Genomic DNA, 24,026 nt, shown 5'->3' with positions numbered 1-24,026 from the left:
TATTAGTAAAAACTTGATAAAAATAACTAAGTTAGCTTTTACATTTAATGTTTTATGAAATAGCAAAACCTGCACTATACTACACACGATTTTCCTTTTTTCTATTTTATATGACTCCCAACTCCCAAGGTAAAGTGCAGGCGCGTGCGTTGGCACTGCTACCTCTTATTGTATTTTTAGCCATTTTTTTAGGCAGTGGTATCTATCATTCCATGATTGGTACTGAGTTTGCTTTTTATCAAGTTAAAGCACCTGTGGCAGTGCTGCCCGCTATTATTCTTACAGTGTTGATTTACCGTGGCAAAGTAAATGTAGCGATAGATGAGTTCTTAAAAGGCGCCAGTCATCCCAACTTGGTTTTGATGTTTATGGTGTTTATGCTGGCAGGTGCATTTGCCAGTACCAGCAGTGCCATCGGTAGTGTCGATGCCACGGTTCAACTGGGGCTCTCGATTATTCCACCTACGTTTGTATTGCCTATGCTGTTTGTGATTTCAGCATTTATTGCAACAGCAATGGGGACTTCGATGGGCACCATTGCAGCGTGTGCTCCGATTGCTTTCGGTTTTGCACAAGTAACTAATATTGAAGCTGTTTATGCGATTGGTGCAGTGGTTGGCGGGGCAATGTTTGGTGATAATTTATCCATGATTTCAGATACCACCATTGCAGCCACCAGCAGTCAAAAAGTACAACTTCGCGATAAGTTCAAAGTCAATGTATGGATTGCAGTCCCTGCGGCCATCATTACCATTTTAATTTATGTATTGACCAGCCATACTTCACAAAATATTGTATATAAAGATTATGACCTCTGGCTCATTCTGCCTTATGTGGCTGTATTTTTACTGGCTTTTTCACGTTTACACGTCCTTGCCGTTTTAACCCTTGGGGTCGTACTTTCAGGCTTGATTGGTCTGGTTGTTCGTCCAAATTTTGATTTATTACAGCTCAACACATCCATCTATGATGGCTTTGTGAGTATGTTTGAAGTTGCATTACTGTCTATGTTTTTAGGTGGTTTGTCTGCCCTTATGCAAAAAGAAGGCGGGCTACAATGGTTAATCGAACGCATTTACAGTGTGACCCGTTTACTGAAAGTCGGACGGCAACGTGCAGGTGAATTGGGAATCAGTTTCCTTGTGCTATTCGCCAATCTTTTTGTGGCCAACAATACCGTTGCGATTATTTTATCGGGCGATATGGCACGTGAAGTGGCAAAAGAATACGGTGTAGATCCGAAACGTGCTGCGGCCTTGATGGATATATTTTCCTGTATTGTACAGGGCTTGATTCCCTACGGTGCTCAATTACTCTTGGCATGTTCTATTGCGAAACTATCGCCCGTAGAACTGATCGGTAATATTTACTATTGTTGGGTATTGGCGATTTTTGCAATTTTAGCGATTGTATTTCGCTTTCCAAGATTCAAAGCGGCTTAAACATCAGCCCGAAATAGCATCATCCCGATAAAAAACGATCTGAAAAGGTAATGCCCGTCAGTTAAGGGTTTTAGAAATAAAGCCCTTAGTTTTTAGTTGTTCATGACGGAGTCTTACCGTTTTGGATCAGATATTTGGAGCTAGTTCATTCCTTGCGAAACAATGTTTCTCATACGCCAAAAGAACCAAAAACATTCGTCATCCGCAAAACTCGCCAAATCCCTTTTATTGATTAATAAATCGCAGAAACCTTACTTTTTAAAATAGTTTTGCCTTGCGCTGCAAAATAAAGCCGTGCTTTATTTATTGCTCAAGTTGCGGATGACGTTTCCGCGTGTCGAATAACATCATGAATTTAAAAAATAAAATTCCAGTCAATTTCTTAACTGACTGGCATTAATCTAAAAAGGTCGTTTTTTTATGGCTCAAGTTAATCTTTGAGCTGTTGCTTTCGCTGCAATAGCGTTTGACCATTATAGGCTTTATAAGCACGTGCCAAAGCAGACTGGTCTGAATAACCCAAATATATTGCAATTTCAGTCAAGCTCATATTTTGCAGCAATAATTGCTCACAGCGCTTCATTCGCTCTATTTCAAGAATTTTTTTAAACGATGAATTTTGCTCATTCAGTTGACGTTGTAGCGTTCGTGAAGATATATGTAATTCTGTGGCAATTTGCTCAATTTTCGGCACACTATTTTGTAAGCGCAAATATTCAGCCACTCTCATATGTAGCTGCTGATCTAAAGTTTCATAACTTAATCTAGAAGCAATCGCCTCTTCAGCTTGCTTGGTGAGTAAATGAATCAGTGATGGGTCGGATTGATGTGGTTGTAACTCTAAACTGTCTAAACGCAATACCAGTTGATAATCCGTTTGTTTAAATAACACCTCACAACCATAAAACTTCTGATATGCATATAAACTCATTTGCGCTGCATGAGCAAAATGTAAAGATCTTAAAATAGGCTGACTTAAACCAAAAATTTGTCGTGCTAATTGCACAATACAGGCAAACGTCATTTCATGAATTAAGGCATATTTTTCATCAATATTGGGCCATGCCAAATGAATCTCATCCCCATATTGATAGACTTGTACTCGCGTTGCGGCAGAACCATCAATCACCAAACGACTAAAACGCATCACATAATGAATCGCCTCTGCTACGCTCTTACTTCTCGATGCGATATAACCTAAAACCCCAAAATGCTCAGGTCGTATATGCCGCGCCATTTCAAAAATCAATTGTGGGCAATCTAGATGCTGCTGCGTGCGCTGGATTACTTCTAAGAAGAATGTATAAGACGACTGTGTATCGATAGGCATGCTTAACACCTGACGTAATTGTGCTTGATCCTGTTGAAGAAAATCGAGTTGCAACCCATCTAAACCACGTTCTGCCAAATACATTTGCCAGAGTTGAAAATAGCCATTCGGTATCTGTATTTCATGCATGGCCTTGCTCTATATGTTCGGACTATTTTGACATGCGATCTTTTTATTCTGTCGTTAAATGTATAAAAATTGGCAATTACTGTCAAAACAAAATCCCAAAAGACCGACATACTGCAATTATTCAAGGCGATTTAAGTAAAACAAAATGAATGCCATTGTCCAAAATCAAATCACTCCTGTTGTTCGTAGTCATCTCGATTTTAAACTCAATGAAATCCCGCGTTTTTGGTTTGGGGGGGATCCCTTTATTACTCGTATGTTTGATGCGTTAAGCCTGACTTTCCCAGATGGCGAACGCTATTTTATTCAATCCGTTCGTTTGTTCCGCGATCAAATTACCGACCCAGATTTAAAGCAACGTGTTGCGGACTTTATTCGCCAAGAAGCACAACATGGTATCGCCCATGACCAAATGAATCAGGTCATGAAAGAGCAAGGTATGCCTGTTGACCTGTTTATTCGGCGTTTAACTAAAATTTTTAAATTCGAACTGGAACAGCGTTCACCTCAATACAACATTGCCATGACCGCCGCAGCTGAACACTTGACTGCACTCATGGCAGAAACTTTTTACAATAAAAAAGAAACCTTACGGGATGCTCACCCTTATGTTCGCGCACTCTTTGCTTGGCATGCGATTGAGGAAATGGAACATCGTGATGTTGCTTTCGATGTCATGAAACAAGTCGGAAATGTACCTGAATCTACCCGTAAATTTACACTGGCATGGACCACCTTGCTGATGCTTGGCTTCACCATTTACCGTACCAATGTGATGTTAGAATATGATGGGTTTACGCCATTACAACGGCTCAAAATGAATATTCGAGGGCTGCCTTGGTTTTTGGGTAAAAATGGCATCTTTAGAAAAATGGGCAAGCAATACCGCGACTGGTTTAACAAAGACTTCCATCCTAACCAGCATCCTGTCATTGCCCAATATGATGTTTGGGTAAAAACCCTAGAAGAAACAGGTGATCCAATTGCAGCAGGAGAAGCTTTTTGGCAAGCAGCTAAAGATTAAAAATATATTGATTCATATTGACCAAGTCCCTATCCATAAGGACTTGGTCTTATTGTTTATGCTATAGCATATTACCATTTGGCATAATGCTGCTCTAACAAGCCATATTCATTTAACAAGACAATTTCTTGCTCATCTTGCTGAATCGTGCCGCTAATTTTAGCTTGCCATTGGCTAAATTGGCTTCCGACTAATCTTAAATTAAGATTTTCATAACGTCGCCATCCCGTCTTCACATCCAAATTCAGTTTTTCATCCAGTGAACGAATCGTCCAATGCCCTTCATCTTGATGTTGAAATAAAACATCGCTTAAAGGATACAAAACCCCATTCACCCACAAACAATTTTCATTACCAAAACTTTCATTCACCCCAGAAGCTAAATTTAAGCCAATGCGATTATTATTCGCATCCCAAAAATTACATGACAACCAAAACCAAGCTGTTTCTGGGCGCAGAAAACCACAGGTGTCATCTAAAGAAGCAAAAGTTCTTTCATTAAACTGGATGGTTTCACCCTGCTTATTTATAAAAAAACCTTCGCAAGCTAAAGTCGTCAGTTTTTGCGTATACGTCCAACCATTAATGCCTGTTGGGCTACACATACTCAGTGGATCTGTTCCTGCACAAAAAATTCGCGCGCTAAGTTTAATTTCACCATATTTAGTCACATGGATATAACGCACACCATTGGCATGCTGAATATCAATTTGAAAAGGAGACTTAGAAAAAAAGCTTTGATTATAAAGCGGTTGTTCATCAACAACGGTATGACGGGATAAAAAGTTAATGGCATTCCATTCTAAAACTTCCTGAGTCATATGGTTATAAACATATACAAAGCCATGACCTGCCCAAGCAATATCAGCAATGGCTAAACCAATGGTGTAGTGTTCATGTTGAATACAACAAAACTTAAATTTTTTATATTTTAGCCGCTTACGCCAACCTGTAAGCACTTCACCATAAGGCGTTTTATATTGATATTTATTTAAATCGATAATCTTTGGAAGAGCACTGAAACGTCCATAATTCGGTTGTCCATTTGATTGAATCAAATCCATTTATCAAATTCCATCTAGCTAAGAGATCATAAATTCCATAATCTTATTATGCCTATAAAAATATATGAAAACAGTGTCATTAATCGTTATTCATCCAAAATTCGCAAAAACTTCATCTCATTCTTTTAAGTTGATTTATGCATAAATAATATTGATTAATCATTAAGATATACATATTAATCATTGAGCATTAAATAAGTATTTTCCCACTGATTCCCTGAAAATGCACCTTCGATTAATTGCACATAACGACCATGTATTTGATCAATGGCAATACAATCATCCACATCTAATACGCGGTCTGTATGTTGTTTTTGCCAATGCTGTGCAAAGTAGGCTTTGCCACGTTGTTTGGCCACCATTGCATTTTGTGCAACCACTAAAACATAACGATGCAACTCACCAAACTCACGTGCATCATAGCCGCCTAGGTTAAGCAAATAGAGTTTTTGATCGGCTTGATTCGGCGCAGCATCGGTAAATTGAACTTGATAATTTTGACCTTCAAATGCCACACCATAAATCTGCGCCCAAGCATCAACATGCAAACCTTTTTGTTCACCAAACCATGCATTTTTCAGTTGTGGGTAAATGTCTTCAAGTGAATCACCTACGGCTAAAACCACATCATGAACTTCTGTGTTAGCGCGGGCATGGCGACCACCGAGCATGACGATAAATAGGCTGGGCATTTTCTTTCCTCTATTCAACAATTTCTATTACATCGCAAAATGATTAATCATTTACGAGACAAAAAACATACTTTTTTTTCAGCAAGAATATTAATCTAAATGATACACGCCAAACTCATCAGCAACTGTTCGAGTCAGACTAAAATTAAATAAATCATGTTTCTACGAAGTATAAATCACATGCTAGGATTCGACGAGTTTTGCTGATGAATCATATTTTGGTTACTTTTTCAAAAGTAACATGACGAACTCCTACCATGAGATGAATAAACGGTAAGACTCCGTCATTATAAAAAATAATGATAGATTAAAAGTATGGGTGACGCGGAGGCGACATGGATGTCGCCGTTTTACTGTGCTGCAAGGATGCAGCATCAGTAAAACAAATGGTTTTGCTTACTTTTGCCAAAACAAAAGTAAGATATTTCCTACGCAAACCAATCACAATTCATCACTTAAAATGAGGAAGTGCATTTATAAATTTTCCCTCTTTTAAATTACCTAAGCCATTTTCATTAAAGTAAATAAAAAATCGTGCTGAGCTTTTACCCAACACGATTCTTTAAACCCCCTCTCCAAACCTCCCCCAAATGGGAAGGCTGCAAAGAAGTAATTACATCTCAACCATTTCCACGCCATCAATACGCGCAACAGTCATCAAGTCTTTATCACCACGACCTGAAACCGTGGCAATAATAATTTGATCTTTTGACATGGTTGGCGCAAGTTTCGTCACATACGCCATGGCATGTGAGCTTTCTAGCGCAGGAATAATCCCTTCAATTTGAGTCAAATCACGGAAGCCTTGTAATGCTTCCTGGTCATTGATGGGTACATATTCAACACGGTGCATATCTTTTAAGAAACTGTGTTCAGGACCTACACCCGGATAATCCAGCCCAGCTGAAATCGAATGCGTTTCAATGATCTGACCTTGATCATCTGACATTAAATACGTACGGTTACCGTGTAAGACACCGACGTGACCTGCATTTAATGGCGCAGAATGTTTGCCTGTTTCAATGCCATAACCCGCGGCTTCAACACCATACATTTTCACATCAGAATCATTCAAAAATGGATAGAACAAGCCCATTGCATTTGAACCACCACCTACACAGGCAACCAATGCATCAGGCAGGCGACCTGCTTGTTCTTGAATTTGCTTGCGTGCTTCACGACCAATAATCGATTGGAAATCACGAACCAATTGTGGATATGGATGTGGCCCTGCAACTGTACCAATCACATAGTACGTTGAATCAACATTGGTCACCCAGTCACGCATCGCTTCGTTCATGGCATCTTTCAATGTTTTTGAACCACTTTCTACGGGTACAACTGTTGCACCGAGTAAACGCATACGATAGACGTTCATGGCTTGACGTTTTACGTCTTCTGCGCCCATAAACACCACGCATTCAAGACCTAAACGCGCGGCAATCGTGGCCGTTGCTACACCGTGTTGACCCGCACCTGTTTCCGCAATAATCCGTTTTTTACCTGAAAGTTTGGCAAGAAGCGCCTGACCAATGGTGTTATTTATTTTATGTGAACCTGTATGATTGAGGTCTTCACGTTTTAAATAAATTTGCGCACCACCTAACTCTTTCGACCATCGCTCAGCATGATATAACGGACTAGGACGACCCACGTAATACGCGAGATCACGGTCAAATTCTGCCAAAAACTGTGCATCATCTTTCATACGGAAATAGAGTTTTTCTAAATCCTGTAATGCAGCCATTAAAGTTTCTGACACAAAACGCCCGCCATGAATACCAAAATGCCCTTGTGCGTCAGGGAATTGGGTATAGTCAATCTTATTTTGCTGATCCACAATGGACTCCTTGCATAAAGCGTTCTATAAGTTGTTGGTCTTTAATACCTTTTGCGGACTCTACGCCTCCGCTGACATCGACTGCGTAAGCCCCAGTCGTCGTTATAGCGTCTTCAATATTTTCAGGGTTTAAACCGCCTGCCAAAATTAAAGGAATATCCAGTTTCGGGAACTGCGACCAATCAAATTGGTGCCCTGTTCCGCCTTTAAGCTCAGGATGCCAAGCATCCAATAATACTGCGCTCGCACCGACGTGTTGATAGCTTTTTATCACGTCTATAACATTTAAATCGGGCTTAACCTGAATGGCTTTATACCAGCGACGACCCGTTTGTTGTGCAATCACCTGACATTGTTCAGGTGTTTCATCACCATGAAATTGAATCATGTCTAAGGGTACTTGTTGCAAGACTTGTGCAATTTCATCACCTGTTGCATTGACAAATAAGCCAACCGTTTGCACATAAGCAGGCACATGCTTTACAAGCACTTTGGCTTGTTCAAGGGTGACACTGCGTGGACTCGGTGGATAAAAGACAAATCCAATGGCATCGGCACCTGCCTGTACAACAGATTGAATATCTTGAATTCGTGTAATTCCGCAAATTTTGGCGCGCGTTCGCATACAGTTTTGGCTCTGGTTTTAGCTCTGTTTAAGCCCAATGTATAAGCTATATATAAATCTTGGACGAATCATTGTAATGCAATTTTAAAAGCTTGAGTAAAGTTCATCCCGAATATTATTTACATACATTGTGTAATTCACATACAAACTTTATACTGCGCGCAAAATGCAGCAAGTCTAAGCATTCGCTTTAGGGAAGTTGGTGAAAACCCGACACTGCCCCCGCAACGGTAAAAATGAAAAGCATATCAATGAAATCTTTTTCAAGATTGACGCCACTGCACTGAAGGTGTGGGAAGGTGGATATGTAAATATCAACGCTTTGATATTACATTTTAGTCCGGAAACCTGCTTGTTGCTCCTTTAACTCAATCATTCACGGGGGGTGAGTGTATGGAGCGTAAAAATATGTCTACTCTTTTTCAACCTACTGCGCTTGTAGGCGCTATCGCTATTGCGATGGGTTTCTCCACTGTAACTTCTGCACAAGCGAATACCGATTCTTCTGTTAATGCATCTTTAGAAACTTTAGTGGTTACCGCATCTCGTTCTGAGCAAAAAATCAGTGAGGTTCCTGCTCGAATCAATATTATTGAGCCGAAGATTCTTGAACAATCTCCAATAGCAGCTTTACCAGATTTATTAAAAACAGATCCAAGTATTAATGTTGTTCAATCTGGTGGTTATGGTCAACAAACCTCTATTTTCCTTAGAGGATCTAACTCAAATCAAACCCTAGTGTTACGTGATGGTGTACGTTTAAATACGGCAACAACTGGTGCAGCATCTGTACCATTTATAGATACCACTGATATTAAACAAATTGAAATTCTTAAAGGCCCTGCCTCTGTTTTATATGGTACAGATGCGATTGGTGGTGTAATTCAATTCGTTTCAAAAACACCTGAAAAAAATGGTGCATTTATTACAGGTGAAATGGGTGAAAATAAAACCTATAAATCACTTGTTGGCGCTGATTTAGCAGAAAATGATTTTTATGCACAAATTCGTGGTCAACGCTTAGAAACTGATGGTACATCTATATTTAACATCAATGATAATCGCAAATATAGTTATGATCAAAAAGGCTATAGTGCAAAACTTGGTGTAAACAAAGAAGCTTATGCTGCTTCTATAGACTATAGTCAAAATGAAGGAAATAGCCAATATTACAATAACGGCAATTTGGCAAATCAAGATTTTGAAAATGAAATCATCAATTTAAAAGGTCGTATTAACCCGATCCAAACACTTGAAGTGAATGGACGCCTTTCACAATTTAAAGATAATTTAGATCAAAGAACATCTAGTGGCTTTGTACACAGTACCACTCAAGAAGCTGAAATTTATAGCAAATGGAATTTCACATCTGCACAAAATGTTTTGTTTGGTGTAACTCATCGTAATACAGATGCAAAAACTCAAGCGATTAATGAAGATATCGACTCTACAGGCTATTATATTCAACACCAATATGAAACTGATCGCCTACAAACACAAGTCGGCGTACGTGTAGAAGACAATGAAAAATTTGGTAGACATACAGTTGCTCAAGGTGGTGTACGTTACCTGTTGCTTCCGAATACAAGTATCTATACCAATATCGGTTCTGCATTTAAATCACCAACTTTAAATGACTTGTATGCTTTTGGTGGTAATGAGCTGCTTAAACCAGAAGAAAGTATTTCTTATGAAGTTGGTATTGATCAAGTATTGCCGCTCAATATTTTAATTGGTGCGTCTGCCTTTTATACTGAAGTTGATAACCTAATCAATTCTATTTGTGTGAGCACTTGTGCCCCTAACTGGGTAACAACATTCCCTGTATATCAAAACCAAAACATTAACCAAGCATCAATGACTGGTGGTGAGTTAACTGCGAAATGGCAAAATGAACAATATTTCATTAACACAGGCTACACTTATGTGAAAACTGAAGATGAAAAGAAAAATACTGAATTGCTTCGTCGCCCACGCCAATCATTGACATTTTCTACTGGTCTACAAAATGTAGATTATGGTCTCAGTGCAACATTAGTTGCAAAATCTAAAGCAAAAGACTTTAGCCGTGATATTCCAGGTTATGCACGTGTTGATTTAAATGCTTATTGGAATGTCAATCCAAGTATTAAATTATTTACGAACATTGAAAATATCGGTGACGTAAAATATAAGACTGTTCATAGTAGTGGTGAAAAATACTACATCAACGGTGGTCGCTTAGCTTCAGCTGGGGTCACTTTCCGTTATTAATTTAACTTAAAGCCTCAAAAATACATTTAAAACAGCGCAGTTTATGGATAATGTTCTGACCGACATTATCCTTTTTTATGACTTTAAAAATTCTAGGAAAAACTATGGGCCACCGTTTAAGCAAAATTTACACCCGTACAGGCGATTCAGGCACAACAGGTCTTGGCGATGGTTCACGCGTTGCTAAAGATGATTTACGTATTATTGCCTTAGGCGATGTCGATGAACTGAATTCTTGTATTGGTATTTTACGTGCCCAAATTACAGTCAGTTCAATTGAAGATAAAGCCGCTTGGGACAAATCTTTAAGCCTAATTCAACACTGGTTATTTGACCTTGGTGGCGAAGTCTGCATTCCCAACTACAATATGGTCTTACCTGTTTCAGTTGAATTTTTGGAAAATGAAATTGATCGTATGAATGAAGCCTTACCGATGCTCAAAGACTTCATTTTACCTGCGGGAACACTATCTTGTAGCTATGCACATCAAGCACGTTCAGTCTGCCGCCGTGCAGAACGTAGTCTGATGACTGTACATAGCCGTGACCAAAATATTCAAGCCACTTCATTACAATTATTAAATCGTTTATCCGATTGGTTATTTGTTGCTTCACGCACGTTGCAACGCGCTGAAGGTGGTAGTGAAGTGCTGTGGCAAAAAAATATTAATGAGACGATTTAAATTTTTAAATTAAAATTCAGAATATAAATAACCTAACAAAATCACTATCGCGATGGCAGCATGGATGCTGTCCGTTAGACTGACGGTACATTCTTGTGCCGTAGTCTAACAAAGGATTTTTGTTAATTTTTATCCCTAAAAAATAAGGTGTTCTCTCACCCATCAAGTCTAATTAAAATATTCGAAATAAGAAAATACAAAGATATTCAACTGTTCTAGGTTCAATATTTAGCGTTAATATAGTCACAAAATACCACCAGAATTTATTATGAAAATTATCGGTCATCGTGGTGCACGTGGTGAAGCCCCTGAAAATACGTTAGGAGGCTTTCAATACATTCATGACTTAGGCATTCGAGCCGTTGAATTTGACGTTCGCCAGCTTAAAGATGGTGAATTGGTGATCATGCACGATGACAATTTTATCCGCACCACAGGTATCGATAAAAATCTTTATGAATGTACTCAGGCAGATTTAAACACTTATAATCAAGCCAATATCTGGATGGATTGGGAAAAACAAATCACCCCAACCTTAGTTCAAAGCTTAAATATTATGCAAGACTTTGAACACCTTGAAGTCGAAGTTAAAGCTGTTGAAACATTGCAACAAGCTGAAAGATTAATTATCGAATTACAAAAACAACTGAAAGGTTTTGAGCAAACTGCGGTGATCACCAGTTTTGACCTTAAAATCCATCAAGCCTTACAACAGCAACAATCCATCTTTAAACGAGGCTTACTGGTTGAAGATGATATTAAAGAACAAGCCATTGAACAGGCATTAAACTTAGGTTGCTGTCAAATTGGTTGGATGAATCAACTGGCAACAGATGACATCATTCAAGCCACACAAAAAGCTCAACTCAACATTAGCGTGTGGACAGTCAATGCTATTGAGCGTGCAAAACATCTTCAAAATTTAGGCATTGATGGTTTAATTACTGACTTTCCCAAAATGATGCTAGAAAACTTATCCATATGACATCAATCAAATCAAATGATGTCAATTTTTTGCAATGAATGTGCTTTATTTCATAACAATAAATGCGCACAAAACAATCTATTTCAACATAATCAATACTAAGCGTAAATAAGATAACTCCAAACAGAACAAGCTCTTACTTTATGCTTCCAAAATCATTTCTTAAACCCTATCGTCGATCTTTAAATAAGCGGTCTTAGTCTTCGATAAAATCAATCAAATCTACTTATTATTCTGTTACTGTTTAGTACAATACAACTGTAGAATAATGCTAGTGCATATTTATTCGCTCATGCTAATATGACGAAGTTTTAATCCCTATAAACTGTATTGAATTAACAAATTCATTTATACCTTACCTTTACAAGGTTCTAGGAGTGCTGTTGGAGATGAATGCTCCCCTACCCAAAGCCCCAATTAACTGGATTGCAGTGTTTGCATTGGTACTTTTACCAATTGTGGCTGTAATCGCTATCCCTTTATATGCTTATCATCATGATTTTAGCTTAGGCGCATGGATCAGCTTATTTGTACTACTTGGTTTAAGTAGTTTAGGGATTACTGCGGGTTATCACCGTTTATGGGCCCATCGTGCCTATGAAGCGACCTTACCATTAAAAATCATTTTAATGCTTATGGGGACTTTTGCCGTTCAAAATAGTATTTTGTTCTGGGCTTCAGGTCATCGTACGCATCACCGTCATGTTGATGATATTGAACAAGATCCATATTCAATTAATAATGGCTTTTGGTATGCGCACATTGGATGGATGCTTCGTAACTATCCAGCAGCAGAATCAAATTATAAAAATGCACCAGATTTGTTAAATGACAAAGTGGTGATGTTCCAAGACAAATATTACATTCCGCTTGTTGTTGCTGTACATGTCGTGATTCTTACCACGGTTGGTTGGGCAGTTGGCGATATGTGGGGCGTATTATTATTGGGTGGTTTACTTCGCCTAATCCTAAGCCATCACGTGACCTTCTTCATTAATTCACTTTGCCACATGTGGGGAAAACGTCCTTATACTGACGAAAATACTGCACGTGACAACTTCTGGTTAGCTATTGCAACTTGGGGTGAGGGTTATCATAACTATCACCATATTTTCCAATATGACTACCGTAATGGTGTGAAATGGTGGCAGTACGATCCAACGAAATGGTTGATTTGGTCGTGTTCAAAATTAGGTTTAGCCAAAAACTTACGCCGTATTCCAAGCTTTAATATTAAAAAAGCAGAATTGGCAATGCGCTTTAAATATGCTGAACAAGATTTGGCTGTTTATGGACACAATGTCAATGAAGATATGGCCACTGCAAAACTCCGTATTGCACAGGAATATGAAGCTTTTACCCAAACATTAAATGACTGGGCAAAGCTAAAAGAGCAAGAAATTCAAGCCAAGAAAGCCTCTGTCGCTGAAAAAATTCAGCAAATGGATCACAAACTTAAAGTGGATTTCCAATTGGTTGAACAGCGTCTTGCACACCACCGCAATACGTTAAAAATCCTGATGCGCAGTGTTAAAAAGAATCCTATTTCTGAATAAGATACTGTTCCGATAAAGCCCCTTCTTGGGGCTTTTCTTTTATCTCAGCCACTTAAAATCATATAAAGAAGGAAAAAATGAACTTAAATAACATTCCATTTGGAATCACCAATTGGACAGAAATTAAAACTGAACGACATGCAGGTGAACATGGTCATGCCCTATGGCGTACGCAACAGTTTGACAATATTCGGGTGCGTATTGTGGAATATTCAGCAGGTTATTTAGCCTTGCACTACAAATAAAGCAGCGCTTTATTTTTGTTCATGGTGCTTAAAGGGGCATATCTTATTCTGCCTTGAAGGTGAATTACACACTGAACTTGAGGATAGTCGTAGCTTTACATTAACCACTGGTATGAGTTATCAAGTTGCAGATCATGCCGAAGCTCACCGCTCATCCACAGCTACTGGTGCAAAACTCTTTATTGTGGATTAATCCTGTTTTAATCATGCATCTATATCAAGTATAGTGAATCAAACCCCATTCAGTATTTTCCACTATGCAATTCAATCCCCGCTATCCTTTGCTCAATCCCAAGCTTTTTCATCAGCAAATGCCAGTTCCGCTAAAAGGGGCAAAAGCAGGACATTTTAACCAAGCACTTGCCGATCAATTACAATGGTCGGATGCAGACCAAGCGGCTTGGGTTGAAATCTGTAGTGGGCAGAAAACCTTTGCTGAATTTAAACCCCTTGCGATGGTCTATGCAGGACATCAATTTGGACAATGGGCAGGACAATTGGGTGATGGACGCGGCTTACTGATTGCTCAAATTTTAGATAAAAACAATCAAACCATTGACCTGCATTTAAAGGGTGCAGGCTCGACCCCCTACTCACGTATGGGCGATGGTCGTGCAGTATTACGTTCCGTCATCCGTGAATATTTAGCGGGTCATGCACTCAATAGCTTAGGCGTAGCTTCGAGTAATGCCGTGGGCTTTACCTCGTCGGCGCAAGGTGTACAACGCGAAAAATTAGAACTTGGCGCGATGATGCTGCGTACTTCAGACTGCCATATTCGTCTGGGTCATTTTGAATGGATTAATCAATATCAGCCTGAGCTACTCGCAGACTTTGTGCAGAAATGTATTGAATGGCATTATCCTAAATGCCTTAATGCTGAGCAGCCCATTTTAGCCTTTGCCACCAAAGTCATTCAGCGTACCGCGGTGATGATTGCAAAATGGCAATTGGTCGGTTTCGCCCACGGCGTGATGAATACCGATAATCTCAATATCACCGGTTCTACGCTAGACTTTGGCCCTTATGGTTTTATGGAACGCTTCCGTCCAAATTGGATTAACAACCATTCAGACTACAATGCACGTTATACCTACCAGCAACAACCGAGTATTGGGCACTGGAATTTATGGACATGGCTCAATAATCTTATTCCGCTTGCCCCTGCTGAAAACAAACAACAATTTAAAGAAGATTTAGCCCAATGTTTAGAGCATTTTGAAGCTACATTTTTAGAACATTACACACTTGGGCTATGCCAGAAAATGGGGCTACCCAGCTTCCATAAAGACAGTTTTGATTGCAGCATGGCTTTTCTTCGTATTCTGCAAGCAGAACAACTCGATTACACAGACAGCTTTATCCGTCTACAAAACAAGAGCTACACGGCCCTGCGTGATGATTGCTTAGATACCCGTCAATTCGATACATTTTTGAACCAATATCAAAGCATTCGAGCAGACCAAGCAACCGATGAGTTAGATGCGCAAATGTTTAAAGTGAATCCACAATACACTTTACGCAACCACATGCTACAAAAGGCCATTGAACTGGCGGAAAGCAACGATTTCTCTGAAGTCGATCGCTTATTTAAACTATTCAATACACCATACATAAAACAACAACTTTTAGAACAAACTTCAGATTTAGCACCACTACCAAGTGATATACCTGAAGTGATGGTGAGTTGTTCATCTTAAATAAAATATAAAATTGTGGATAAATGAAAATTTATCCACAAACCCTTTTAATTATTGAACTTTATGTTCAAATAATATGTTTGAACCAACAATGAATAAAAAATACATTCTGGCACTGACGTTTATTATTCTAATTATCATGACTGGTACTGGTCTTTATTTAAAATATCAAAAATTTATTCCAACCCTATCCAACCAAGTTCAATTTCCCAATACATTGTCTGATATAGAAATCACTCATATCCGTAAGCAAACGCCGATTAGCAGTATCCATGTTTACAAGGCAGCACGATTGGTCAAATTATTACATCAAGATCAAGTTATTCGAAGCTATCCAATGCGACTTGGCTTCGCTCCTACAGGACATAAAATTCAAGAAGGTGACGGCAAAACGCCTGAAGGCCAGTATGTAATTGACTGGCGAAATCCTAAGAGTGCTTTTTATAAATCGCTTCACGTTTCATACCCAAATGCTAAAGATCAACAAAATGCGCAACAGCTTGGTGTTTCCACAGGTGGAGATATTATGATTCATGGTTCTGCAACGACCAAACAAGTAAAAGCGTTGCCAAACTTGATGAGTTATTTACCTCAAAAAGATTGGACTTGGGGATGTATTGCTGTACGTAATATTGATATGGATGAAATTTGGCAATTAGTGAACAATGGTACAGTGATTGAAATTCATCAATAATATATTTAACTTATAATGTATTTATCTCATGGTATTTTCATTTTTTGAAGAAGAATAATTATGACGGCATTGCATCAATATATAGCCAAAATTGCCCTTACTTTCCCTGAAACCAATTGCAGTCAGCCTTTTGGAGAAGGCTGTGACGTTTATAAAGTCATGAATAAAATTTTTATGCTGAGTTTTCATTTGGAAGGCAAAGCCGCGGTTAACTTAAAAGTCACTCCCGACCACGGTACGATGTTACGTGATATTTATCCTTATATCCGTACAGGCTGGCATATGAATAAGCAACATTGGATTTCAATTTATGAGAATGAAGACTTAGATCCTGATTTAGTGATTGATCTGGTACAGAGTTCTTATGATCTAGTAGTATCAAAGCTGAATAAAGTACAAAGACAGCGAATTGCCGCGCTTAGAGTCATCACATAAATATTGAATGAAGAAGAGTTTAATTCTTCCCTTTTAATTTTCTAAAGCTCAACGCTATCGCTTCATCAAGCAGATCATGAGTTTGAACACATATTGTATTTACTGAACAGCTTTTCGACATTTTGTATCTATCTCATGTTTGAAACAGAAAATCTGAAAGTAAAAGCTTAGTAAAAAATTGATGAATCATAAAAAAGCTTTTAAAATAGCGTCCTAAATTTAATATTCTCTAGAATTCACATAATACAATTTATAAGATTCTTTATTAAATACGAAATTCAATAGTTAAATTATCCTATTGAACAAAACTCCCATACATTAAAACAACCAAATAAAAAAGGACTCATGCTTGAGTCCTTTTTAAATCATTACCTACTCTTTAGGTCTTCTTCGCCTTCAGCATCTTAAATACACCAAACAATACTACAATCCACACAGGCAGCATCAATACTGAAAGCATAAAGCCCTGATTCCACATGATATACAAAATCATCAGCATGAAAGCTAAAACAAAATAATTGCTAAACGGTGCAAACAACGCTGGAAACTTAGTTTGAATGCCCTGCTTCTTCATACTCTGTCTAAATTTAAGATGGATCAAACTGATCATCATCCAATTCAGAACCGCAGCACTGACCACAATATAAATCAGATAACTGAGTGCTTTTTCAGGCAAAAAGTAATTTAACAACACGCAGCCAAAAATCAATAATGCTGAAAATAAAACAGCAGCTATTGGCGTACCGTGCTGGTTCACTTGCTGAAAGACTTGCGGAGCATTGCCCTGTTCTGCTAAACCTAAAAGCATGCGGCTATTGGCATACATACCACTATTACAAACAGAAACCGATGCAGTCAGAATAATAAAATTCAGTAAATGCGCCGCCCAATCAATACCCATTTGCTTAAAAATAAGCACGAATGGACTTTTATCTAGCCCACCCAAATCCAATTGATTCCAAGGCACCAAAGACAAAAGGATCGCTAAAGAGCAAATATAGAATAGGAAAACCCGAATCACAGTTTGATTGACAGCTTTCGGAATGTTTTTTTCTGGATCTTCGGTTTCTGCCGCAGCCATACTGATCAGCTCAATACCGCCAAAAGCAAACATCATAAAGGCCAGCATATAAAATAGACCTTCAAAGCCATGTGGGAAAAACCCGCCATGTACCCATAAATTAGTGATGGATGCGGTTGAACCTACATCAGCCGTCAGCAAAAGGTAAACCCCGAAGATGATCATCGCGATAATCGCAACAACTTTAATCATCGACAGCCAAAACTCAGACTCGGCATATAGTTTGACATTGGCCAAATTGGCCAGTGTAATCACCACAAAAAACACCAGCACCGAGACCCACGCAGGAATATGCGGCCACCAGTAATTGACATATTTACCAATCGCGGTCAGCTCAGTCATCACTACTAAGATATACAGCACCCAGTAGTTCCAGCCCGTTAAAAAGCCTGAAAACCGTCCCCAATATTTAAAGGCAAAGTAGCTGAATGAACCCGTCACTGGCTCATGCACAATCATTTCACCGAGTTGACGCATAATTAAAAATGCAATCAAACCGCCAATCATATAACCCAAAATAATAGATGGGCCAGCAGATTCAATAATATGTGCTGAACCTAAGAACAGCCCTGTACCAATTGCACCGCCCATGGCGATCAATTGGATATGGCGGTTCTTTAAACGGCGCTGAAGTTTAGGCGTCTCGCTGCTCAAAACACATGCTCATCTGATAAAAAAATGAATTGTACCGCTTGCACAGGCGATCAACCACAGTCTTGTGCTTTAAAATCGTCCATTGCTCAGCCGCATTTCACTGGTTGAATGTTTAACCTTGCGGCTTATATTTTAACTGTACTGAAAAAATATTTTTCCACAAAATAAATCTATAAAAAAAGCAGATAAACTTTTGCTTATCCGCTTTTTTTAAATCAGAAAACTAAATTAGTCTTCAGGATATTCAAAACGATAGCCCACACCATAGACTGCTTGAATCCATTCATGACGGTTACCTGTTTCAGCTGCATCCGAAATTTTACGGCGTAGATTTTTAATATGACTATCAATAACACGATCCGCCACATCAAAACTGTCTGGATTAATATGATCGAGTAACTGTGCACGTGAATAGACTTGCCCGACATGCTCTAAGAACAACTCAAGCAAACGAAATTCAGTGGGCGTTAAATTCAAGGTTTTTTGTTGATACCAAATACGTTGTTGCGCTTTATCCATACGGAACAAGTTATTTTGCTCAGGCTCAGCTTGACGATCCAAACGACGTAAGACCGCTTGTACACGAGCCACCAATTCTTTCGGACTAAATGGTTTGCAAATGTAATCATCCGCACCCATGTTTAAACCCAATACGCGGTCAATTTCTTCAGTGCGTGCAGTAACCATAATAATCGGTAAATCAGACTGTTCACGCACCTTACGACAAATGGTTAAACCATCCATGCGTGGCACCATCAAATCCAAAATCATTAAGCTAGGTTTACGCTGCGTAAAGCTATCATAGGCTTCCTGACCATCATGAAACATACTGACTTCAAAGCCTGCTGCTTCTAAATAGTCTCGCACCAATTGTGCAAGTTCAACTTCATCTTCAACCAGCATGACATGTTTCATGAATCTTATTCCTTATGAGTTTAACTGTTTTGGAAAAGTCAGTTTGCAACGCAAACCACCCAGTGGCGAATGTTCAAAACTCAATTTCCCACCCAATGCCTGCGCAATTTTACCAGATAATGCCAACCCTAAACCTGTACCGCCTGTACTGCGGGTACGTGAATCATCGACGCGATAGAAACGCTCGCCTAAACGTGCCAACTGTTCATCCGTTAAGCCAAATGGACTATCATCGACAATCACGCTCCAATGTGTTGCCGATTGCTCGGTATGCACATGTACCTCACCGCCTGCTTCGGTATAACGAATACTGTTGCCCAGTAAGTTGACCATAATTTGTTTAAAACGATCTATATCTAATTGTAAATTCGCACCTTCACCTTGTACTGCAACAGATAAATTGGCTTGGGAAAATTTAGGCTTAAAGTTTTCAACTTCTTGTAGCACCACATTCCAAGGATTAACTTCCGCCAAATAACAAGTCAATTGCTGGGCTTCGGCTTGAGCTAAGTCGGCTAGGTCTTGCGTCAATTTTTTCAAACTGGTGACTTGACGCAACATCGCTTCAAAATGTTCTGGGGTTGGCTTTCGAATACCATCCTGCATTGCTTCAATCTGAGCTTGCAGCACTGCCAATGGTGTTTTTAACTCATGTGAAGTATCTGCCACCCACTGACGACGTGAACGTTCATGCTGATCTAAAATGACCGCCAATTGGTTAATTTCAGTAGATAAATCACCCAATTCATCATTGCGATTAATTTTTACCTGATGCTGATAATGCCCTTTGGTCAATTCACGTGTTGCATTTAACAGCCGTTGAATCGGCTTTTTAAAATAGGTCGCCAGCAATAATGCGGCAATTAAACTACTTAAAAAAGTTAAGCCATAAATCAGCAACAAATAGCGTTTCTGATTGCTAAAGAAATTAATACTTAAGGCATCATCTTTATCCAGTACGGGTTTTAAGCCTAAATAACCGACAATTTTATCATTCACCATAATAGGCCGATAAGACACTGGAATATCTGATGGCTCACCCACCACAAACTGCTGATTGGCATCATATAAGGATAATCGAGAACTTAGACCCAAACGATCAGGCATCGAAATAAACTGCTTTTTTTTGCTTTGATTGTGGGTCGAATCTGCTTGCGTTGCTGCATTTTTTTGAGCAGGTCGAAATGTGTTTTCATTGGCACTTAATGGAAATTGAAGCCCTTCAAAAGGTTGGTATTCTGAAGGCAAATTCAACTCAATCATCTTGAGCTCTTCTTCATTTAATATTGGTTTATGCTGTCCAGCCTTATCTAAATTAGGCGAAACATTCATTAGGGAGTTGTCCTGAAAATAACGCTGCTGCAAAGCAATATCATACTGACGGCGTAACCACCAACGCGATAGACGATCATAATCATCAGGTGCTGCCTTGCCTTCAATTTGAAGAATTTGTGCTTGAATGGCATTGCCCCAGTCATGATAAACCGTATAAACCCCTGCCAAATTACTGATGACATGGTCGAGTTTTTGCATTTCAACATCTGCCACATAGCGGGCAAAGTTTTTTTGCATGGTCCAATGCAAGACACCAAGACTCACCGTCGTAATTACTAAGGTTGTAAGTAATACGGTCAAAAATAGGCGTAAAGCAATAGGAACACGACGAATTTTCAAATGCAAAATCTCAAAATTTCTTCTCAATTTATTATTGTAACCAACACCATCCTAAAAAACTCTCCATTGTTTCTTCATCATTATTATCTATTCTTTAACTGATCAAAATTACATTATTTTTCATTGGAGCTAAAAACAATGAATTCCATGATAAAAATTGCTTTAGTGGGTACAAGTATTCTTAGTCTAGGGGCTTTAACAGCCTGCCAATCAAGCAATAGTATTAAAGATAACGACCATGCTCGCATGATGAAAGATCATCATCCTCAGCATGAACGGAAAATGACAACTGAACAACGTGAACAGTTCCAACTAGCACGTCATGAACGTAAACAAGTATTTGAAAAAATTCAAAAAGCCTGTGAGAGCAAAGCAGCAGGTACAGCAGTACAAATTCAAGCCGGTGAAAAGACCCTTGAGGGTACTTGCACCATGACATTTAAACCAGAGCATAAAACTGGTAAAAAAATGCGTGGTGAGCAGCGCTCCATGAAAGATGAGCATCGTCCAATGCGCGGTGAAATGCGTGAGGGTATGCATATGCAGCATGACCAGCCTTTAACAGATGCTCGACGTGCTGAATTAACGCAGCAATTTGATCAACGCTTAGCTGAACGCCAAGCAATACAACAAGCAATTGCTAAAGCGTGTCAAGGTCAAACACACGGCAAAGCGATTCAGATCAAAGTCGGTGTGCAAACCATCAATGGTCAATGTGAAATTCACTTCCAACCTAAAGCCCCTGTTGTCGCTCCAGTGAAATCAGCTCTATAAATATCTCTACCAAATTTTAAAAGGCGCATTTATGCGCCTTTTTTATTGGACATAAAAATTTACGTATTTGACTATTTATAACATCGAATAAAGGATAAAAGCATTTACACTCAACATACTTAGCAATTTCAAGCGAAAAATCTTTGACTTTACAGTCACCAAGAAAAGGCATGGAAAAGCTTGTACCAAGCGGGAAGATGTTGCACGATTGAGCCATAGAAATACGTGTCATAGAAGGCACGTTCCAAATGTTTATTAGGATTATAAGCTGGTTAAACCAGTATTGAGGAAACCGATATGCCACAATACAAAGCGCCCTTACGTGATATGCAATTCGTACTGCATGAGCTATTGAATGCAGAAGAACACTATTCTAAATTGCCTGCATTTCAGGAAACCGTAAGCCGTGAATTGGTTGACCAATATTTAGAAGCTGCTGCTGATTTCTGTGAAAACGAATTGTCTCCAATCAACCAAAGCGGCGACCGCGAAGGTTGTACTTGGAATGATGGCGTTGTAACAACACCAACAGGCTTTAAAGAAGCGTATCAAAAATACATCGAACTTGGCTTCCCTTCTCTTTCTGCTGAAGAGCAATACGGCGGTCAAGCTTTACCTGTTTCTTTAGGTAACGTGATTTCAGAAATGGTCGGTACTGCGAACTGGGCATGGGGTATGTACCCAGGTCTTTCTCACGGTGCAGTTCGTACTTTAGAACACCACGGTTCAGCTGAACAAAAAGATGCTTACTTACCAAACCTTGTTTCAGGTGTTTGGACAGGCACGATGTGCTTAACAGAATCACACGCTGGTTCTGACTTGGGTATTATCCGTTCTAAAGCTGAGCCACAAGCTGACGGTAGCTATGCAATCACTGGTGAGAAAATCTTTATCTCAGCGGGTGAACATGACATGGCTGAGAACATTGTACACATTGTTCTTGCACGTCTTCCTGGCGCGCCAAAAGGCACTAAAGGTATTTCTTTATTCATCGTACCGAAGTTCAACTTAAACGCAGATGGTTCTGTGGGCGAGCGTAACGCAGTTCGTTGTGGTTCAATCGAACACAAAATGGGTATCCATGGTAACTCAACCTGCGTGATCAACTTTGACAACGCAAAAGGTTTCTTGATTGGACCTGAAAACCGCGGCTTAAACTGCATGTTCACCTTCATGAACACAGCACGTATTGGTACTGCAATTCAAGGTTTATCTGCATCTGAAGGTTCATTCCAAGGTGCACTTACTTATGCGAAAGACCGTTTGGCAATGCGTTCACTTTCAGGTGTAAAAGCGCCAGAAAAAGAAGCAGATCCAATTATTGTTCACCCTGCTGTACGTAACATGCTTTTAACGCAAAAATCTTTTGCTGAAGGTGGTCGTGCACTGGTTTACTTATTGTCTCTACATGCGGACGTGGTTGAGCAAGGTGCAACAGAAGAAGAGCGTAAATCTTCTGACAACATTTTGTCACTACTTACACCAATTGCAAAAGCATTCTTAACTGAAACAGGTTCAGAATCTGCGAAGCACGGTGTTCAAGTGTTCGGTGGTCACGGCTTTATTTCAGAGCATGGCATGGAACAAATCGTACGTGATACACGTATTGCTTGCTTGTACGAAGGTACAACTGAAATTCAAGCACTTGATTTGTTAGGTCGTAAAGTGTTGGGTACTCAAGGTGCAATGTTGAAAGACTTCACTAAGATTATTCACAAATTCTGCGACGCAAACAAAGACAATGCAGGAATGAAAGAGTTTGTTGAACCCCTTGCTGCTCTAAATAAAGAGTGGGGTGATTTGACTATGCAGATTGGTATGCGTGCAATGCAAAACCCAGATGAAGTGGGTGCTGCTGCAGTAGACTTCCTGTACTTCTCTGGTTATGTAACTCTTGCTTACCTGTGGGCGCGTATGGCACTGGTTGCCCAAGAAACACTAGCTGCGGGTACGACTGACGTTGACTTCTATAACGCGAAAGTGACTACTGCACGTTTCTACTTCAAGAAAATCCTACCACGCGTTCGCTCACACGTTGACGTGATTGCTGGTGGTTTAGAACCATTGATGTCTTTAGATGCTGAACATTTCGCTTTCTAATAAAACATTGTAAAAAACTGTACTCATGAGTACAAAAAAGAGAAAGGACGGTCATAGCTTTGGCGGTCCTTTTTCTTTATAAATACACATAAATGTTACCCCTTAGTCGTCTAACATGCTCGAAATACCTT

Annotated in this window: 19 protein-coding genes, 1 pseudogene and 1 riboswitch; of the genes and pseudogenes, 12 read left to right on the top strand and 8 right to left on the bottom strand. The window is 39.3% G+C overall.

Annotated elements, in window-relative coordinates; translation table 11 throughout:
- Nucleotides 1-110 precede the first annotated feature (110 nt).
- Nucleotides 111-1,442 (top strand): Na+/H+ antiporter NhaC family protein, encoded by a 1,332-nt coding sequence (locus B9T30_RS12295; protein WP_086185247.1) that lies wholly within the window; start codon nt 111-113, stop codon nt 1,440-1,442.
- 430 nt (nt 1,443-1,872) lie between these two features.
- Here the strand turns inward: B9T30_RS12295 and B9T30_RS12290 are convergent, their stop codons facing one another.
- Nucleotides 1,873-2,901, bottom strand: coding sequence for an AraC family transcriptional regulator (locus B9T30_RS12290; protein ID WP_086185246.1), 1,029 nt, complete (start codon nt 2,899-2,901; stop codon nt 1,873-1,875).
- Nucleotides 2,902-3,046: 145 nt separating this feature from the next.
- On the opposite strand from B9T30_RS12290, the gene B9T30_RS12285 reads away from it, so the two are divergent.
- On the top strand, nt 3,047-3,925 hold the full coding sequence (locus tag B9T30_RS12285; protein ID WP_086185245.1) for a metal-dependent hydrolase: 879 nt from the start codon (nt 3,047-3,049) through the stop codon (nt 3,923-3,925).
- Between the two features lie 71 nt (nt 3,926-3,996).
- On the opposite strand, the gene B9T30_RS12280 is transcribed toward B9T30_RS12285, so the two are convergent.
- The 4 genes from B9T30_RS12280 to B9T30_RS12265 form a co-directional block, all read right to left on the bottom strand.
- Nucleotides 3,997-4,989 carry a DUF2804 domain-containing protein gene (locus B9T30_RS12280; RefSeq protein WP_086185244.1) on the bottom strand — a complete coding sequence of 331 codons (993 nt, stop codon included), beginning with the start codon at nt 4,987-4,989 and terminating at the stop codon, nt 3,997-3,999.
- Nucleotides 4,990-5,165: 176 nt separating this feature from the next.
- On the bottom strand, nt 5,166-5,681 hold the full coding sequence (locus B9T30_RS12275) for a DUF1543 domain-containing protein (protein WP_086185243.1): 516 nt from the start codon (nt 5,679-5,681) through the stop codon (nt 5,166-5,168).
- A 613-nt stretch (nt 5,682-6,294) separates the two neighbouring features.
- The gene (trpB, locus tag B9T30_RS12270) at nt 6,295-7,521 is read right to left on the bottom strand and encodes a tryptophan synthase subunit beta (protein WP_086185242.1); all 1,227 of its coding nucleotides are present in this window, start codon (nt 7,519-7,521) and stop codon (nt 6,295-6,297) included.
- Entirely contained in the window at nt 7,505-8,146 is a 642-nt protein-coding gene (locus B9T30_RS12265; protein WP_086185241.1) for a phosphoribosylanthranilate isomerase, read from the bottom strand. The genes trpB and B9T30_RS12265 overlap by 17 nt, the downstream gene beginning before the upstream one ends.
- A 156-nt stretch (nt 8,147-8,302) precedes the next feature.
- Nucleotides 8,303-8,517, top strand: a riboswitch (cobalamin riboswitch).
- 37 nt (nt 8,518-8,554) lie between these two features.
- On the opposite strand from B9T30_RS12265, the gene B9T30_RS12260 reads away from it, so the two are divergent.
- From B9T30_RS12260 to B9T30_RS12225, 8 genes and pseudogenes are all read left to right on the top strand, one after another.
- Nucleotides 8,555-10,399: a TonB-dependent receptor plug domain-containing protein gene (locus tag B9T30_RS12260; RefSeq protein WP_086185240.1), complete on the top strand. Its 1,845-nt coding sequence runs from the start codon at nt 8,555-8,557 to the stop codon at nt 10,397-10,399.
- Nucleotides 10,400-10,503: 104 nt separating this feature from the next.
- A complete protein-coding gene (locus B9T30_RS12255) occupies nt 10,504-11,082 on the top strand; it encodes a cob(I)yrinic acid a,c-diamide adenosyltransferase (protein WP_086185239.1) in 579 nt (192 codons plus the stop codon).
- Between the two features lie 268 nt (nt 11,083-11,350).
- Nucleotides 11,351-12,067, top strand: a complete 717-nt coding sequence (locus tag B9T30_RS12250; protein ID WP_086185238.1) for a glycerophosphodiester phosphodiesterase — start codon at nt 11,351-11,353, stop codon at nt 12,065-12,067.
- Nucleotides 12,068-12,456: 389 nt separating this feature from the next.
- Complete coding sequence (locus B9T30_RS12245; RefSeq protein ID WP_086185237.1) at nt 12,457-13,623, top strand: acyl-CoA desaturase; 1,167 nt, start codon at nt 12,457-12,459, stop codon at nt 13,621-13,623.
- 77 nt (nt 13,624-13,700) lie between these two features.
- Nucleotides 13,701-14,061, top strand: a pseudogene (locus B9T30_RS12240) (DHCW motif cupin fold protein).
- Between the two features lie 64 nt (nt 14,062-14,125).
- A complete protein-coding gene (locus B9T30_RS12235) occupies nt 14,126-15,568 on the top strand; it encodes a protein adenylyltransferase SelO (protein WP_086185236.1) in 1,443 nt (480 codons plus the stop codon).
- Between the two features lie 91 nt (nt 15,569-15,659).
- Nucleotides 15,660-16,262 carry a L,D-transpeptidase family protein gene (locus B9T30_RS12230; protein WP_086185254.1) on the top strand — a complete coding sequence of 201 codons (603 nt, stop codon included), beginning with the start codon at nt 15,660-15,662 and terminating at the stop codon, nt 16,260-16,262.
- A gap of 60 nt (nt 16,263-16,322) precedes the next feature.
- Entirely contained in the window at nt 16,323-16,697 is a 375-nt protein-coding gene (locus tag B9T30_RS12225) for an MmcQ/YjbR family DNA-binding protein (protein WP_086185235.1), read from the top strand.
- Nucleotides 16,698-17,076: 379 nt separating this feature from the next.
- Here B9T30_RS12225 and B9T30_RS12220 read toward each other — a convergent pair whose 3' ends face one another.
- The 3 genes from B9T30_RS12220 to baeS all read right to left on the bottom strand — a co-directional run bounded on the left by B9T30_RS12220 (nt 17,077) and on the right by baeS (nt 21,021).
- Nucleotides 17,077-18,432, bottom strand: coding sequence for an amino acid permease (locus B9T30_RS12220; RefSeq protein ID WP_086185234.1), 1,356 nt, complete (start codon nt 18,430-18,432; stop codon nt 17,077-17,079).
- A gap of 228 nt (nt 18,433-18,660) precedes the next feature.
- Complete coding sequence (locus B9T30_RS12215; protein ID WP_086166147.1) at nt 18,661-19,347, bottom strand: response regulator; 687 nt, start codon at nt 19,345-19,347, stop codon at nt 18,661-18,663.
- Between the two features lie 12 nt (nt 19,348-19,359).
- The gene (gene baeS, locus B9T30_RS12210) at nt 19,360-21,021 is read right to left on the bottom strand and encodes a sensor histidine kinase efflux regulator BaeS (RefSeq protein WP_086185233.1); all 1,662 of its coding nucleotides are present in this window, start codon (nt 21,019-21,021) and stop codon (nt 19,360-19,362) included.
- Nucleotides 21,022-21,159: 138 nt separating this feature from the next.
- On the opposite strand from baeS, the gene B9T30_RS12205 reads away from it, so the two are divergent.
- Both B9T30_RS12205 and B9T30_RS12200 read left to right on the top strand, forming a co-directional pair.
- Nucleotides 21,160-21,795 carry a hypothetical protein gene (locus B9T30_RS12205; protein ID WP_086185232.1) on the top strand — a complete coding sequence of 212 codons (636 nt, stop codon included), beginning with the start codon at nt 21,160-21,162 and terminating at the stop codon, nt 21,793-21,795.
- Between the two features lie 297 nt (nt 21,796-22,092).
- Nucleotides 22,093-23,895, top strand: coding sequence for an acyl-CoA dehydrogenase C-terminal domain-containing protein (locus tag B9T30_RS12200; RefSeq protein ID WP_086185231.1), 1,803 nt, complete (start codon nt 22,093-22,095; stop codon nt 23,893-23,895).
- Nucleotides 23,896-24,026 lie beyond the last annotated feature (131 nt).

This window comes from Acinetobacter sp. ANC 4973, from assembly GCF_002135275.1.
Lineage (GTDB): Bacteria > Pseudomonadota > Gammaproteobacteria > Pseudomonadales > Moraxellaceae > Acinetobacter > Acinetobacter kyonggiensis.
The sequence above is the reverse complement of the archived record's forward strand: the minus strand, read 5'-3'. Positions and strand labels throughout refer to the sequence as shown.